The 14,339-nt window shown below is 60.2% G+C and carries 15 protein-coding genes; 3 read left to right on the top strand and 12 right to left on the bottom strand.

Translation table 11 applies throughout. The annotated features are described in order from the left end of the window. Positions 1–38 precede the first annotated feature (38 nt). The gene (locus AAEZ10_RS14515) at positions 39–929 is read left to right on the top strand and encodes a LysR family transcriptional regulator (RefSeq protein ID WP_243243265.1); all 891 of its coding nucleotides are present in this window, start codon (positions 39–41) and stop codon (positions 927–929) included. Between the two features lie 109 nt (positions 930–1,038). Here the strand turns inward: AAEZ10_RS14515 and AAEZ10_RS14520 are convergent, their stop codons facing one another. After that, the gene (locus AAEZ10_RS14520; protein WP_350569743.1) at positions 1,039–2,040 is read right to left on the bottom strand and encodes a zinc-dependent alcohol dehydrogenase family protein; all 1,002 of its coding nucleotides are present in this window, start codon (positions 2,038–2,040) and stop codon (positions 1,039–1,041) included. A 108-nt stretch (positions 2,041–2,148) separates the two neighbouring features. Here AAEZ10_RS14520 and AAEZ10_RS14525 point away from each other — a divergent pair, with 108 nt between their 5' ends. Continuing rightward, positions 2,149–3,030, top strand: coding sequence for a LysR family transcriptional regulator (locus tag AAEZ10_RS14525; RefSeq protein ID WP_350569745.1), 882 nt, complete (start codon positions 2,149–2,151; stop codon positions 3,028–3,030). Positions 3,031–3,184: 154 nt separating this feature from the next. On the opposite strand, the gene AAEZ10_RS14530 is transcribed toward AAEZ10_RS14525, so the two are convergent. The 5 genes from AAEZ10_RS14530 to AAEZ10_RS14550 form a co-directional block, all read right to left on the bottom strand. Beyond that, the gene (locus AAEZ10_RS14530) at positions 3,185–4,615 is read right to left on the bottom strand and encodes an amidohydrolase family protein (protein ID WP_350569747.1); all 1,431 of its coding nucleotides are present in this window, start codon (positions 4,613–4,615) and stop codon (positions 3,185–3,187) included. 40 nt (positions 4,616–4,655) lie between these two features. Next, positions 4,656–5,459 (bottom strand): ABC transporter permease, encoded by an 804-nt coding sequence (locus AAEZ10_RS14535; RefSeq protein ID WP_122610653.1) that lies wholly within the window; start codon positions 5,457–5,459, stop codon positions 4,656–4,658. 19 nt (positions 5,460–5,478) lie between these two features. Beyond that, on the bottom strand, positions 5,479–6,321 hold the full coding sequence (locus AAEZ10_RS14540) for an ABC transporter ATP-binding protein (protein WP_350569749.1): 843 nt from the start codon (positions 6,319–6,321) through the stop codon (positions 5,479–5,481). 60 nt (positions 6,322–6,381) lie between these two features. After that, positions 6,382–7,407 carry an aromatic ring-hydroxylating dioxygenase subunit alpha gene (locus tag AAEZ10_RS14545; protein ID WP_110645305.1) on the bottom strand — a complete coding sequence of 342 codons (1,026 nt, stop codon included), beginning with the start codon at positions 7,405–7,407 and terminating at the stop codon, positions 6,382–6,384. Positions 7,408–7,482: 75 nt separating this feature from the next. Then, positions 7,483–8,505, bottom strand: a complete 1,023-nt coding sequence (locus tag AAEZ10_RS14550; protein WP_350569751.1) for an ABC transporter substrate-binding protein — start codon at positions 8,503–8,505, stop codon at positions 7,483–7,485. A gap of 666 nt (positions 8,506–9,171) precedes the next feature. On the opposite strand from AAEZ10_RS14550, the gene AAEZ10_RS14555 reads away from it, so the two are divergent. After that, complete coding sequence (locus tag AAEZ10_RS14555; RefSeq protein WP_350569753.1) at positions 9,172–9,993, top strand: outer membrane protein OmpK; 822 nt, start codon at positions 9,172–9,174, stop codon at positions 9,991–9,993. Positions 9,994–10,073: 80 nt separating this feature from the next. On the opposite strand, the gene AAEZ10_RS14560 is transcribed toward AAEZ10_RS14555, so the two are convergent. The 6 genes from AAEZ10_RS14560 to AAEZ10_RS14585 form a co-directional block, all read right to left on the bottom strand. Further along, on the bottom strand, positions 10,074–10,703 hold the full coding sequence (locus AAEZ10_RS14560; RefSeq protein WP_350569755.1) for a cysteine hydrolase family protein: 630 nt from the start codon (positions 10,701–10,703) through the stop codon (positions 10,074–10,076). Between the two features lie 74 nt (positions 10,704–10,777). After that, the gene (locus AAEZ10_RS14565; RefSeq protein ID WP_350569757.1) at positions 10,778–11,434 is read right to left on the bottom strand and encodes a DsbA family oxidoreductase; all 657 of its coding nucleotides are present in this window, start codon (positions 11,432–11,434) and stop codon (positions 10,778–10,780) included. Then, entirely contained in the window at positions 11,431–11,646 is a 216-nt protein-coding gene (locus AAEZ10_RS14570) for a tautomerase family protein (RefSeq protein WP_016774741.1), read from the bottom strand. Before AAEZ10_RS14570 ends, AAEZ10_RS14565 begins: the two co-directional genes overlap by 4 nt. Positions 11,647–11,849: 203 nt before the next feature. Beyond that, complete coding sequence (locus AAEZ10_RS14575) at positions 11,850–12,317, bottom strand: HvfA family oxazolone/thioamide-modified RiPP metallophore (RefSeq protein ID WP_137213600.1); 468 nt, start codon at positions 12,315–12,317, stop codon at positions 11,850–11,852. A 252-nt stretch (positions 12,318–12,569) separates the two neighbouring features. Then, positions 12,570–13,361 (bottom strand): HvfC family RiPP maturation protein, encoded by a 792-nt coding sequence (locus AAEZ10_RS14580; RefSeq protein WP_350569760.1) that lies wholly within the window; start codon positions 13,359–13,361, stop codon positions 12,570–12,572. Beyond that, a complete protein-coding gene (locus tag AAEZ10_RS14585) occupies positions 13,354–14,238 on the bottom strand; it encodes an HvfB family MNIO-type RiPP peptide maturase (RefSeq protein ID WP_350569762.1) in 885 nt (294 codons plus the stop codon). Before AAEZ10_RS14585 ends, AAEZ10_RS14580 begins: the two co-directional genes overlap by 8 nt. Between the last annotated feature and the right edge of the window lie 101 nt (positions 14,239–14,339).

A 14,339-nucleotide genomic window follows, 5' to 3' on the forward strand; every position in this document is an offset into this window, starting at 1 on the left:
CTTTGTGTGAAGCCGGTATAACGGAAAAGGATGCAATCATGCTGACTACTGACCTGCGCATATTTCTTGCTGTCGCGGCTGCGCGCAGCCTGTCGGATGCGGCGCGCAGACTCGATGTAATGCCCATGCAGGTGTCACGGCGTATTACTGCGCTCGAGCGGGAATTGGGGGTGCGGCTGTTTCAACGCACTACCAGAGCAGTGTCGCTCACTGCCGAGGGCGAAGCATTCCTTCCCTATGCGCATACCATGATCGAGGCAGAGGAGAGTGCGATTGGGGAGTTACAGCCTTCGTCGAGCCGGGTGACAGGATTGTTGCGGATGACGGCACCTAGTGTTTTTGGACAATCCGTTGTCTTGCCCATGCTGCCGAAACTGTTGCAACGATACCCTGATCTACAGGTGGAGCTCGATGTTTCCGATACAGTAGTCGATCTGGTGGGGCGGGGATTTGACCTCGCGCTGCGCGTGGCGCCTCTGGCCGATTCCGAACTGGTTGCCAGGCGTATCGCACCCAATCCACGCGTTCTCTGTGCGGCCCCTCACTATCTGCGACAGCACGGCACGCCCTGCACCGTAGCGGAGCTTGATCAGCACTCGTGCATTGTTCTTCAGGCTGTACCGAAATGGCCTTTTGTGGTGAACGGCGAGATCGTTCGGCGGCGGGTACAGGGGCGGGTGATGATTAGTAACGTTGGCGCCGTACGCGATGCTGCAATCGAAGGCCTGGGCATTGCGATGCTCGCATACTGGGACGTCTTGCCCCAATTACGAGAAGGTTCTCTGAAGGAAATCCAGTTGACTGACGGGAGCATGGAACAGTTGTCTGTCTGGGCCGTCACCCCGACCCGCCAGTATGTTCCCGCTAGAGTGAAAGTTTTCCTGCAGACGCTCGAAGCTGAAATGACTTCGCGGCTTCAGGGCATCTAACCGTATCTTGAATGTCCGCTTGTGGCCGAAAGCGGTTATTGCTGTGTGGCAACAAACGGCCAAAGGCAGACGGTTTTGGCCGTTTGCGTTCTGAAAGGATTACAAGAGGCTATGCACCCACAAACTCGATGACCGTCTTGCCCTTGCCGCGGCCTTCGGCGACTTGGCGAAATGCCTCGTTGACGTCTTGCGGCGCAAAGTGCTGTTGGTCCACGCGGATCGTCAGTTGACCCGCATTGGCCAGCGCAGCGGCCTCGCGCAGGATAGCGCCGTGATGTTCGCGTCCTTTGCCGGTGAGCAGTGGCGCCAGGGTGAAGACGCCCGAGTACGTGGCACTTTTGAACGATAACGGTGCCAGGCTGTGCTGGCCCCAGCCCAGGCAGCTCAGCACGTGCCCGGTATAGGCTTTCACGGCTTTGAATGATGCATCCAGCGTGCTGCCGCCGACGGTGTCATAGACAATGTCGAACCCTTCGCCGGCGGTGTAGTGCTCGACATAATCCTCAACGCTCTGTGCCTGATAGTCGATCGCCGTGGCCCCCAGCGAGCGTATGAATTCGAGACTGCCCGCCGAACCGGTGGCGTAGACATCGGCACCGCGTGCCTTGGCCAGTTGCACAGCCACTTGGCCGACCCCACCCGCGCCGCCATGAATCAGGACACGCTGACCGGAGCGGACATTGGCGTGATCGACCAGACCTTCCCACGCGGTGATGAATACCAAAGGCAATGCAGCCGCCTCACCCATGCTGAGGGAGTGTGGCTTGACCGCGATCAGGCGGGCATCCACGGCAATGTACTCGGCCATGGTGCCTTGGGCACCGCCGATCCCGCCGGGCATGCCGAAGACTTCCTGGCCCTGGGTGAACCCCTCGACCGCTTCGCCTACTTCGACCACCGTACCGGCAAGATCAAGGCCGAGCACGGCCGGCAGCGTTTGGCGGGCGTGAGCCCCTGCGCCGGCGGCAATTTTGGTATCGAGCGGATTGACCCCTGCGGCGTGAACCTTGACCAGTACTTGCCCCTTACCGGCAACAGGGCGGTCGATGTGACGGATGGCCAGAGGGGATTGAGCGGATTCGGCGATGGCGGCAAGCATGGAATGTTTCATGGCGGGAACCTGTGTTGGGATGGACGCTTACAGATTGCCGCGCTTTAATCATTCCGATAAGAAACCCAATTTGCATATGACTTATTCCCCAAAGAGAACCAATCGTCGATGGATCTGTTCGACAGCATGCATGTCTTTGTCCGCGTCGTGGAGCGCGGGTCTTTCTCGGCGGTCGCCCGTGAACTGAACATTGGGCAGCCGGCGGTAAGTAAACAAGTGCGCGCGCTGGAGCAGTATCTGGGTGGCCCATTGTTCGCACGCAGCACTCGGCACCTGGCCCTGACCGACCAAGGTCAACGCTTCTACGACCACTGCCAGGAAATTCTCGGCCACGTCGAAACTGCCACGCGAAGCTTCACCAGTGGCCAGGAGCAGATTGCCGGCCCTTTACGAGTCGCCGCCCCGGTCAGTTATGGAAGGTTATGCATCGCACCGCTCATAGGGACTTTCCTGCAACGCCATCCTGACGTGCGGATTGACCTGCGGCTGAGTGACCACAATGAAGACCTGCTCAAGGAAAACATCGATCTGGCTATACGCATTGGCGCGGTGAAGAACGAGGGATTGGTGGCACTGCCACTGGGCAATAGCCCACGGCGTGTCTATGCCGCGCCCGCTTACCTGGCTCTGCACGGCGTGCCACGTGAGCCCAGCGAACTGTCAGGTCACAACTGCATCGGCTTCACGTTGCTGGAGCATTACGACCGTTGGACCTTTACGCACCTCGGCCAAGCGTTCGATGTAGGTATTCAGGGCAACGTCACCAGCAACAGCAGCGAGGCCATCCGCGAAATGGTGCTCTCCGGCCTGGGTATTTCCCTCTCACCGCAATGGCTGTTCACAGCTGACGTCGAGCAGGGCAGGGTGAGTACCGTCCTCGACAACTATCAGACCAGCGCGCTGCCTGTCAGCGCCGTACTCAGCCGCGAGCGACGACGTTCAGCGCGGACGATGGCGTTCATCGATTTTCTACGCGAGCAATTGTTGTAGCAGCGCCTTGTGATACGCCGTCCGCTGCTTTCTTCTCCGGGACCCTGAAACTGTCTGATGACAGTCCCAAGTCGATTACTGCCGTATTTTTCCATCTACCAGACATTTGATGCGGCCGAGTATTGGCACGGCAGCACGTGCCGCGGAGATCAGCTCATGAGCGTACGCCTGCGGCCTGCTGCAACCGCCGCACCGCGTCTCGGGCCTGGGCGCCGAGTTCGGCCAGGTCGAAGTCAGGCAACTGGTCGTCGTGTACGGTCAACCGGCCACCGACCAGCAAGGCGCGCAACGTCGGGCGTCCTCCGCCCACCACCGGCCCGATCGCCGGGTCATGCAGGCCGAAGTATCGCGGCTGGTCCAGGCGGTAGATCGCCAGGTCGGCCGCCATGCCCACTTGCACGCTGCCCACGGCGTCCAGCCCCAGCACCCGAGCCCCGCCAGACGTACCCCAGCGCACCACGTCTTCCACCGTGGCCGCGCTGGCACCGCCTTCCTCGTCACCGCCGGCATAACGCGGGCGGGCCCGTTCGCCAAGTCTGGCCCGTTGCATCAGCCAGGCGGCGTGGGTTTCGCTGATCATGTCGCAGGCCTCGTTGGAGGCGGCGCCATCCACGCCAATCGACACTGGCATTCCCGCAGCCTCCATGGCCACCACATCGGCAATGCCACTGCCCAGGCGGCCGTTGCTTTGCGGGCAATGGGCAATGCCCGTACCGCTGGCCCCGAGCATGCGGATTTCCTCGGCGTCGAGTTTCACCAAATGCGCGAACCACACGTCCGGCCCCAGCCACTCCTGCTCGGCACAGAACGCCACTGGCGACATGCCGTGGCGTTGCTGCACCTCATTCTGATATTCGACGGTTTCGCTCAGATGGCTGTGCAGGCGAATGCCCAGTCGCCGGGCGACCCGGGCGGTTTCGCGCAGGTGTTCGCCAGGCATGGAGTAGGGCGGGCTGGTGGGCGCCATCACCACCCGCCGCCAGGCATCGGCGGCCGGGTCGTGGTAGCGCCGCACCAGACGCTCGACGTCGTCCAGGTATTGCTCCAGGGTCTCCGGCCCGGCCACGGACTTGCCTTCGGCTTGCCGTGCTTGCGTGGCGCCGCCACGGCAGAGGACAAACCGTAGCCCCAGCCGTTCGGCTTCCTCGAACAGCACCTCGGCAGTGTCAAAGTCCATGCCCGGCAAGTACAGGTAATGATGGTCTGCGACGGTGGCGCAGCCGGATCGTGCCAATTCGACCAGACCAATGCGCGCGGCGAGGCGAAAGCTTTGCTCGTCAAACGCGCCGCGATAGCGATAGGGCACGGCACCCAGCCAGGCTCCCAAGCTCTGGTCGATACCTGCGGGAATGCCTTTGAGCAGCGACTGAAACAGGTGATGGTGGGTATTGACCCACGCCGGGTAGACCACACAATCGGTGGCATCCAGCACTCGCTCGCCGGGCTGGGGCTGCAGGGCGCCGATGGCGCTGATGCGGCCGTCGACGATACGGATATCAGGCCCGGCGTGGCGCGCCGCTGCACCGGACAAGCCGGTGAGGATGGCGCTGGCGTTACGTACCAGCCAGCTGTTTTGAAACTTCATGTGAGGCTCCATACGCCGCGCCTGCGGCGAATTCAAAGGGTCAGCCGAGTTCGCTTTCGTGCCAGTTGCGCAGGCTCAACCGGGCCAGCACGGCCATCAGGCTGAATAACGCGACACCGGTCAAGGCGATCAGCAGCAGAGCAGCGAACAGCCTTGGAATATTCAGTTGAAAGCCGGCCTGAAGGATCTGATACGCCAGCCCTGCACCGGTGCCCCCGGTGCCGGCAACGAACTCCGCCACCACCGCGCCGATCAACGCCAGCCCGCTGGCAATGCGCAGCCCGGCAAAAAAACACGGCAGGGCGCTGGGAATGCGCAGGCGCAACAGCACCTGCCAGCGGCTGGCGCGGTTCAGGCGGAACAGATTGAGCAGGCCGGGGTTGACGCTGCGCAAGCCGAGTACGGTGTTGGCGATGATCGGGAAAATCGCCACCAGGGTCGCGCAAATAATCAACGCCAGCGTGGTGTTGCTGCACCAGATGATGATCAGCGGTGCCACGGCCACCACCGGCGTCACCTGCAACAGGATGGCGTAGGGAAACAGGCTGGCTTCCAGCACGCGGCTCTGCACAAACACAAACGCCGCCAGGGTGCCGATAAGCACCGCCAGGGCAAACGAGAAAAAAGTGATCTTCAAGGTCATCCACAATGCACCGAACAGCATCGGGCCATCGCTGATCAGCGTACGGCCGATATCGACCGGGGAGGGCACCAGATACACCGGCACCTTCCAGGCCACACATGCCAATTGCCACAGACCCAGCAATACCGCGCCGAGCAGCAGCGGCGAGACGATGCGCAACACCGTGGGGTGACGTAACCAGGGAGTAAAGGACGAGTTCATGGTCGGGCTCTCAGTGAAGTCAGCAAGAATCGCCATTGGCCTCGGCCAGCAGCCGGGACAGGCGTGCGCACTGCGCGATAAAGGCCGGGGAGGTGCGGTAGGCCTCGTCTCGTTCCAACGGGCCGTCGATTTCGATGTCGGCGATTACTCGGCCCGGGCGCGCACCCATCACCACCACCCGCGATGACAGGTAGACGGCCTCGAAAATGCTGTGAGTGACGAACACCACGGTCAGGTCGCGGCTAGCCCACAGCTGACGCAGGTCGCTGTCGAGCTTGTTGCGGGTGAACTCATCCAGGGCGCCGAAGGGCTCGTCCATCAGCAGCAGATTGGGCTCGGTGGCCAAGGCCCGGGCGATGGACGCGCGCATTTGCATGCCGCCGGACAGTTCCCGCGGGTACACCTGGCTGAAGCGGTCCAAGCCGACAAGGGCAAGGGCGGCGTCGACCTTTGGCTGGCTCTGGGTTTTGGGCACATTGGCCAGGTCCAGCGGCAGGCGCACGTTGTCGCTGACCTTCGCCCAAGGCATCAGGGTCGCCTCCTGGAACACCATCGCCAGGCTTTGCCCTTGGGTCGGGCTGGCCGGGCTGTCTTTGCCCCACCAGCGCACGTGGCCGGCGGAGGGCTTTTCGAGGCCGGCGAACATTTTCAGCAGGGTGCTCTTGCCGCAGCCCGAAGGGCCGAGCAATGAAACGAACTCGCCGCGCTGAATGGCCAGCTTCACCCGGCTCAAGGCCTGGGTGCCATTGCTGTAGGTTTTTTCCACCTGATTGGCGAACAGCGGTGTTTGCACGCCGACGCTGTCGGCCCGGGGCAACGCTTGTGGCAGGGCGTTGGCCCCAGTTATGGTTTGCATCAACATAGCGCTCTCCCCTTGGGTCATGAGCGTCCGGTAAAGCCCCGGCACACCGGGGCGCTGACTTCAATGGCTGAGGAACACTTCACTTTCACCGTGAGCTTCGAGCAGGCCCAGCAGTTGCCGACGAATCACCAGGCCAGGCTTGTCAGACGGCATGTGCAGTTCCACTCGCCGGCGAGTATCGACACAGGCGTCGTAATCGGTGGCTTCGAGGATGTCGCGGTCTTCGGCGGTGATCGCTGCGTCCCAGTCGATCAGTTCCTGGGTCGAGCATTGCTCTTCGCTGTCATTGCGGTACAGCCACTGGACCAGCATCAGTCGCCCGTCTTCCATGGGTGTCGCGCAGTTGTAGATGATGTGGTGGATGCCGCTGTCCGGGTACATGCAGCCAAAGCGCCGGGAGAAGGGCAGGTAATAGCGGTTGATCAAATGGCGCTGGGTGATCGGCTCGCGGGTCCCGGTGATGCGATAGCTTTCCTCAGGATTGCGGATCGGCACCCGAGTCTCCGCCTCGAAGCCGTAGTCGGTTTCGCGAAACTCGTAGCCGGCCGGCGCGGGCTGGTCGAAAAGGCCGAAGTTGGCTTTGTGGACGAAGGAAAAATGCGAGTTGTCAAAGGAGTTTTCCATGACCCGCAGCGGGCTGGTTTTCCACTCTTCATAAAACTGGAAGATGCGCCGGTAGCCCGGGGCGCCATCCTCGGGAAACTCAGGGATTGGTTGCAGAGGATCGTCGAGGGCAACCCAGGCGTAGCCGTATTTTTCCTGGCAGTAAAAGGCCTGGACCGAGGCGCCCGGCGGAATCATGCCCGCGGGGTTTTGCGGGATCTTCACGCAGGTGCCGGTGCAGTCGTATTCCCAGCCGTGATAGCCGCAGGCGATGTTGCCGTCCTCGCTGACAAAACCTTTCGAGAGCTTGGCGGTGCGGTGGCAGCAACGGTCGCGCATGGCCACCGGGGTGCCGTCGGGGCGCTTCCACAGCACCAGCGCCTCACCGAGTAAAGTGAAGGGCTGCGGGCCGGCATCCAGCGCGGTCATGGGCAGCAGGGCATACCAGAAGCGGCGCAATACAGGTTGTTTGGTGACCAACATAACAAGTGTCCTCACGGTATTCGTTCAGCCGGCTCTTGGGCTCGGGCTCTGGGTTCAGCAGTCTTGCAATCAGGCTCAGCGGCTGGCGGACTGTTCGGCGCCAGGCAGTACCTTCAAGTCCTCGACGAAGCGCGTGGTGTAGGCCTTCTGCCAAGGCGCATCGGCACCGAGCAGGCCGGCGTCGACCATGAAATTGCGCGTGGCCTGCCAGCGCGCATCGCTCATCACGCCGATGCCTTGGGTGGCGGCATCACCGCCGGTGACCAGGCGGTATTGCTTGAGCGTCGACAAGCCCCAGGCGAGCAATTCATCGCTCATGTTCGGGTTGTCGGCCTTGATCAGGCGGTTGGCGCTCGGGTTGTCGAGGTAGCGCTTCCAGCCCTCCATCGAGGCGCGAACAAAGCGCTGGACCCGATCCGGATGTTGATCGATCACATCCTGGCGAGTGGCCAGGGTCGAGCCGTAGGGCGGGTAACCGGCGTCGGCAAACAGGAAGAAGTTGGCTTTCTCCCCGGCCTTCAACGCCTGGAACAACTCGGAGCTGGCATAGGCCTGCTGCGTGGTGTTGGCGTTCGCGAGGAAGGGTTGCAGGTTGAAGGTGTAGGGGCGGGCCTGGCTGTCCTTCAGCTGATATTTGCCCTTGAGCCACGGCCACCAGGTTTGCTGGCCGGAGGTGGACACCAGCACCTGTTTGTTCTGCAACGCATCCAGGCCGCTCACATCGGCATGGGTCAGCAGACCCTGAGGATCACCTTGAAAGGGTGCGGCCACGGCCACCACCGGCAGGCCTTGCTCCACACTCTTGAGAATCTGCAAGTCGTAGTTGACGATGAAATCGGCCTGCTTGTTGAGCAGCAGCTGCATGCCATTGACCTGCGGCCCACCCATGCGGATGGTCACGTCCAGGCCTTCTTTTTCATACAGTCCATCCGCCAAGGCCTGGTAGAAACCGCCCTGTTCAGCTTGGGCATACCAGGAAGTAAGCAGCACCACCTTGTCATTGGCCAAAGCCAGTGGAGACGCGATCAGGGCGGCGGGCACAAGCGCCGTGGCCAGTAGCGAGCGAAGCGGTTGACCCAAGGCAAAGCGAATTTTCATGATGTGTTCTCCACAACGATTCGAAAACCGCCGCGCGCCAATCGGCACGCCAGCGAGGGACCGATTGGAGAGAACAAGGGGAGGAGAGAGGGCGTATATGCGTAGTTACACGGCTGACACTTCTCTCTTGCCCGGGGCGCTGGCGCCGCGTTCAAGCATCCAATCGGACGTACGCCCACAGGGAGGGGCGCAAGAGCAATGCCCGGTGCCATCGCTGGCACTGACCGCTTCTACTCGAAAGTGGTAATAGCCAAAAGTGTGCCAAGCCGTCGCAGGCCCGCCCTCACAGGATCCGGCAGGCGAGGCAATCAGCACGAGGTGGGCAGGCGAATCGCAACGGTGCGAATCCAAGTGAGCGCGCCTCAATCTGGTGCGCAACCGATGGCTGCAAAGTATTCAGTTTCACGCATCGATTGTGCTGAATGAGGGTTGAAGATTGTATTCGCTCAGTTGGCACAACCCCTGCTTAGTCCGGAATCGAGTAGAAGCGGTCAGCACAGAGGGCTCTCAACAGAACCCGAGGTGCAGGGCATTGCTCTGGCGGCATTACGCCGCGCACCCGGCAAGGGTCGCCCCTCGTTAATTTGAGGGCCAGAGCAGTTGTTTGATCGCAGCTCGGGCATGCCTTGCCGGTGATATCCGCCAATCACCTGACAAGGGCAGCCCATGAAAGCATCGCGTATTCCATTACTTGCACCTTCACAGCTGCGTCGCAGCCTGGCGCCGCTGTTAGCTCTGGCCAGCGCCGGCGCCGAAGCTGGCCCTCTGTTGTGGAACGACAACAGCTTGAGCTACCTCTACGGCCAGCATTTCAAAGTCGACGGCACTGGCGACGATACTCAGCACACGCTGAGCTTCGAACACGCCAGCGGCTGGACGTGGGGCGATATCTTCATGTTCGTCGACAACAAATGGTCCAGCGGACTCTCGGGTGCCGACGGCCATTCCTACTACGGTGAATTCTCCCCACGGCTGTCGCTGGGCAAAATCAGTGACCGCTCCCTGAGCTATGGCATCGTCAAGGACGTCCTCATCGCTGCCACCTACGAGCGCGGTGAAAACCGCAATCGCAAATATCTGTTGGGCCCCGCTGTCGACCTCGTGCTTCCAGGCTTCGACCGCTTTTCCCTGAATACCTACTACCGCAAACCCGACGGCATCACCGGTAAGGCCTCAGGTCAATGGCAGATCAACCCGACCTGGTCCATGACCCTCCCGGTGGGTCGCTCCGACATTCTTTTCGACGGCTATCTGGAGTGGTACGTCAACGACGTCGGCAACAAAGGCACCTCCAACTATGTGGCCAGGAGCTTTCACTTCAACCCACAAGTCAAATACGACGTGGGCAAGGCGCTGGGGCAACAGCAAAAACGTTTTTATGCGGGACTTGAGTGGGATTACTGGTCGAATAAATACGGGATTGAAGACACGAGCGGATTCCCTACCGACCAGAACGCGTTGAGTCTCTTGCTCAAGGTGTATTTCTGACGGGGCCGATCGCCCATTGCAGAAAGCGGCCTTGACGCACCACCTCGGCAAACTGGCGAAATCGGTGAGGTTCATCGCCGCTACCCCTGCGCTGCCAGCGCCTCAATCAATTCCTGGGTGGTGACGATTGAATGAGCGAAAGTCGGCCCGTTCAACTCGTGGGCGGCGTGCATCATTTCTGGACGGAAAGCGGCGGTCGCATCGCGCACCAGCGTGACGTGGTAGCCCAGTTCCGAGGCGTAGCGGGCGGTCGCTTCGATGCAGGTGTTTGCGAGCAGGCCGACGATGATGACGTGGGTGATGCCTTTCTGCTTCAGGCGAAAATCAAGGTCGGTATTGGCAAAGCCGCTGGAGCCCCAATGTTCCTGCACGACAATGTCGCCGTCCTTCGGCGCGAAATCGGGATGCCATTCGCCGCCCCATTCACCACGTGCGAAGTGGTGCATGTGCATGATTTTGCACTGGGTCGGTGTTGGATGATCCCAGCCTTCGTAGTCGCCATGTTCCCAACGGTGGTGCGGCACGATGACCACCGGAATGTTCTGCGCTCGTACGGCGCGATCGAGGGCTCGCAGGTTGTCGAGCAGCCCGACCTGTTCGGCAATCGGCTTGATCAAGGGGAAGACCTTGCCGTTTTCCGAGAGAAAATCGTTGTACGGATCGACCAGCAGATAAGCGGTGCGGTTCAGCGGGTAAGAGGCGTTCGACATGACGATGTACTCCACGCAAGTTGAGTGACCGATGCCGTGGGCTCGCCCGGGCATCGTGCTGGTAAATCGCTTTGTCAGGCTACGGCGGACTCTCGTGCCACTTGCCTGAGAATTTGTTCGTACTCCTTGACGGATAGCGATCCGGACACCAACTGACGACCGTTCAGTACCATGGCCGGGACCGAGTTGATCCCGCGTTCAAGGTAAAAACTCTCAAGTTCACGGACTTCGAGAGCGAACGCCTCGCTGGCCAGAATCTCGCGGGCGCGGGTGGTTGAAAGTCCCGCTTCACCGGCCAGGCGCACCAGTGTTTCGTGGTCGCTGGGGTTCTCGCCATTGGTGAAATAAGCCTCGATCAGGATTTTCTTCAGCGCGACTTGGCGGCCTTCCTGCACGGCCCACAGCAGAAGGCGATGGGCATCGAAGGTGTTGTAGAAATGGCTGCGCTTGTCCAGGTCGAACTGAAAACCGATGGCTTTGCCACGCGCGACGATCATTTCATTGCGCGAGGCGACTTCTTCGGCGCTGCGCCCGTATTTGCGCATCATGTGCTTGATGGCGTGCTCGCCCTCGGCCGGCATGTCCGGGTTCAGTTCGAAGGGCTTGAAGGTCAGTTCCACGGCAACCTCGTCGGCAACATTGGCGATGGCTTGTTCCAGCGCTGTGGCGCCGAGTGCGCACCAGGGGCACACGACATCCGACACAAAGTCGATACTGACGGGGAAAGTCATTTCTTCGACTCCGTCAATTGTTGGCGGTACTCGGTGGTGGTAATTCCGGCATAGCCCCAGTTGTCGGTGTCGACCTCTTCAATAACGATATGGGTGAGGTGCGGGTCCTTGTTGAGGACGGTTTGCATGGTTTTGGTGATCTCGGCGATGACTTGAGATTTCTGTTCTTTGGTAACGCCGTCGCGAGTGATACGAACGCTGATGAAAGGCATGGGATAAGTCTCCAGTTGGCGCCCCATCGACATGATGAGGGGAGCAGTGGGATGGACTTTAGAGTGTTGCGTTCAGGGGATAAATCAGCGGCGGAGAACATCACTTATAACGCGGTGTAATCAATACAACGGGGCGCTTTGCAGAAGGTAATCGCCCTCCCTGGCTGCAGGCGCGGGGAGGGCGAATGCTACGGCGGGAGGAATCAGTTCTGCGCTTTGCTCATGCGGGTAAATAGCTCGGTTGGGACTTTCTTGCCGTTGGAAATGTACTGGTTGGTTCTGAACTTGTAGACCTCACCTTCCGAAAGAAAACCATCGTGGTTGGTGTCCATCGCTTTGAATTCTTCACCGCCCTGAGGTGCCACAGTCAGCAGTTCTTTTTGAGAAACAAGGCCATCATGGTCGGTGTCTGTGCGAGCGAAAGAGTCGTCGCCACATTTGCCTTCACCGCACTTGCCTTCGGCAGTAGCGGACTTGTCGCTGGCTTCGCTGGCCCCGCATTTGCCTTCGCCACACTTGCCTTCGCCGGTTTTATCTGCCGATGCCAGTTGGTAGCCTTGGGGCAATGGCTCAACAGCAAAAGCCGCAGACGATGCTAGGCTCATGCCGCCGGCTAAAGCAATTGCGGCCAGGCCGAGACTGGTTTTGTTCGACATTGGTTTACGGTACATAGTGCTTCTCCAGATGCTTTGCGCGGCGAGGCCGCGATTCATGCCACAGGGCGGATAGACCCTCAAGGAAGCTCGAGGCGAAGGGCGCAAGCGTCGTCCACTTCGACAGAGCGTCCTAGTTCGGGTAGGCCTATTTAGCGGGAGTCATGTATCGGCGATGTATCGGCGAGCGGAGCATTTGTAAGCCAATCCCAAGACTTCGCGTTTGGGTACATAGAGATACAAAAACTGACCTCAGCCTTTGCGCGTCAGTCAGGACAACAGCTTTAAAACGGGTGTCGCTGCTACGCCGACGGCAGCTTGCGCATGCAGCTGGCGCAGCAGAGCCAGTGCGTCAGCAACGAAGCCGGTCACGTCTGTTGCACCAGCCTCCGCAGCCAAAGCGTGCAACAGCGCTCGACCATCCATGTCAGGGAACTGCTCGATCCGCTGCAACAAACGGAACGCGAGAGGGCTGACCTGGGAGAACTGCACCTGGCCACTCGGGACACGGCTGATCAGCAGCAACGTCGGTTGTTCTGGCGGTTCAGAAGGCAGATGACCTGGCCCGAGACGATGTACGGCCCAGGTGTAAGCCAGCGGCCAGACGAGCGGGGAAAGCCTGAGGGGACGGTCGAGTAACTGTTCCGCATCACTGGCTTTTAACGGCGCAGCGTCCAACTGTTGCAGCGCCATTTCCACCCATTCGTAATGAGCCAATTCAGGCAAGAACGGGTACCAGGGGTGTTCGTCGCCGGGCGAGTCTTCCAGGCTCGCTACGAAGTCTACAAACTCACGGGCAATTTCTCCGAAGCGTGGCGTTTGCGCGCGGTAATCACGCAAAAAACGTCGTACCAGTGCACGCCAACCGGCATCACCCAGCACGGCAACCAGCACCGGAAACGTCCCACCCAGCAACCCCAACAGATTGTTCAACACCAGGTTGAGATAGACCTGTGCTCTCTTGGGATTCATCTGCGCAGGCGGCGCATAACTGTCCGGGTCACGCAGGTATCGGGTCAGCGCGAGCTGCTGACTGTGCAAACTTGAAGGGGAGTCAGCCATCGACGGTCACCCGCACCAAAGCATTGGCGTCGCGTTGCAAGCGCCTGATGGTGTTCAGCTCAGCCACCAGTTCGTCGTAGGACGGAAAGTTGAAATCGCGCTCCAGCAGGGTTGGCTTCACGCCGAAAAGGTCATAAGCCTGTCCCAGCAATGACCAGACTACCGGTTTGACCGAAGCACCATGGGTGTCGATGATCAGGTCATCAGCTTCGTCGTAATGCCCAGCCACATGCATGGCGACTACGCGTTCTGGTTCCAGGCCGGCGAGGAAAACCGTTGGATCAAAGCGATGGTTCACTGAGTTGACGTACACATTGTTGACGTCGAGCAACAGGTCGCAATCGGCCTCGCGGAGCACTGCATTGGTAAAAGTGAGTTCGTCCATGTCCTGATGAGCAGCGGCGTAGTAGGAGACGTTTTCTACAGCAAGACGACGACCGAGAATGTCCTGTGCACGGCGGATGCGCGCCGCAACGTGATGAACTGCCTCCTCAGTGAATGGCAACGGCAGCAGATCGTATAAATGGCCATCGTCACTGCAGTAACTCAGGTGTTCGCTATAGAACGGCACGTTGAAACGATCGAGAAACCCGCGGACTTGCTCAAGAAAAGGTTCGTCCAGCGGTGCACTGCCACCCAGCGAAAGTGACAGGCCATGGCATGACAGCGGATAGCGTTCAGCTAGCAACTGCAGGGCCGCTCCATGCGCGCCGCCGATGCCTATCCAGTTCTCTGGAGCAACCTCTAGAAAATCGAAATCACCGACCGGAGCGTCACGAAGCGTGTTGAGCAGCGCACGGCGCAACCCGAGCCCGACGGTCGCCGCAGGGGGAAGCTGTGGATCTAAATGCGTTGATGATGAAGTGTTCGTTTGCATGAGCTCAATACTCCGATTCGACGTCTGAAACCCCCGATCCACAGCACCTCCACGGTCACCGTTGGCAGCCGAGGGTGTGAATCGGGCGATTGAAACCCGCC

The sequence above is a fragment of the Pseudomonas sp. H26/SER47-MNA-CIBAN-0231 genome, from assembly GCF_040310465.1.
GTDB lineage: Bacteria > Pseudomonadota > Gammaproteobacteria > Pseudomonadales > Pseudomonadaceae > Aquipseudomonas > Aquipseudomonas atacamensis.

Bases quoted from the DNA above. Each gene is read 5' to 3' on its own strand.
- AAEZ10_RS14515 (WP_243243265.1), top strand. From the start codon at position 39: ATGCTGACTACTGACCTGCGCATATTTCTTGCTGTCGCGGCTGCGCGC.
- AAEZ10_RS14520 (WP_350569743.1), bottom strand. From the start codon at position 2,040: ATGAAACATTCCATGCTTGCCGCCATCGCCGAATCCGCTCAATCCCCT.
- AAEZ10_RS14525 (WP_350569745.1), top strand. From the start codon at position 2,149: ATGGATCTGTTCGACAGCATGCATGTCTTTGTCCGCGTCGTGGAGCGC.
- AAEZ10_RS14530 (WP_350569747.1), bottom strand. From the start codon at position 4,615: ATGAAGTTTCAAAACAGCTGGCTGGTACGTAACGCCAGCGCCATCCTC.
- AAEZ10_RS14535 (WP_122610653.1), bottom strand. From the start codon at position 5,459: ATGAACTCGTCCTTTACTCCCTGGTTACGTCACCCCACGGTGTTGCGC.
- AAEZ10_RS14540 (WP_350569749.1), bottom strand. From the start codon at position 6,321: ATGTTGATGCAAACCATAACTGGGGCCAACGCCCTGCCACAAGCGTTG.
- AAEZ10_RS14545 (WP_110645305.1), bottom strand. From the start codon at position 7,407: ATGTTGGTCACCAAACAACCTGTATTGCGCCGCTTCTGGTATGCCCTG.
- AAEZ10_RS14550 (WP_350569751.1), bottom strand. From the start codon at position 8,505: ATGAAAATTCGCTTTGCCTTGGGTCAACCGCTTCGCTCGCTACTGGCC.
- AAEZ10_RS14555 (WP_350569753.1), top strand. From the start codon at position 9,172: ATGAAAGCATCGCGTATTCCATTACTTGCACCTTCACAGCTGCGTCGC.
- AAEZ10_RS14560 (WP_350569755.1), bottom strand. From the start codon at position 10,703: ATGTCGAACGCCTCTTACCCGCTGAACCGCACCGCTTATCTGCTGGTC.
- AAEZ10_RS14565 (WP_350569757.1), bottom strand. From the start codon at position 11,434: ATGACTTTCCCCGTCAGTATCGACTTTGTGTCGGATGTCGTGTGCCCC.
- AAEZ10_RS14570 (WP_016774741.1), bottom strand. From the start codon at position 11,646: ATGCCTTTCATCAGCGTTCGTATCACTCGCGACGGCGTTACCAAAGAA.
- AAEZ10_RS14575 (WP_137213600.1), bottom strand. From the start codon at position 12,317: ATGTACCGTAAACCAATGTCGAACAAAACCAGTCTCGGCCTGGCCGCA.
- AAEZ10_RS14580 (WP_350569760.1), bottom strand. From the start codon at position 13,361: ATGGCTGACTCCCCTTCAAGTTTGCACAGTCAGCAGCTCGCGCTGACC.
- AAEZ10_RS14585 (WP_350569762.1), bottom strand. From the start codon at position 14,238: ATGCAAACGAACACTTCATCATCAACGCATTTAGATCCACAGCTTCCC.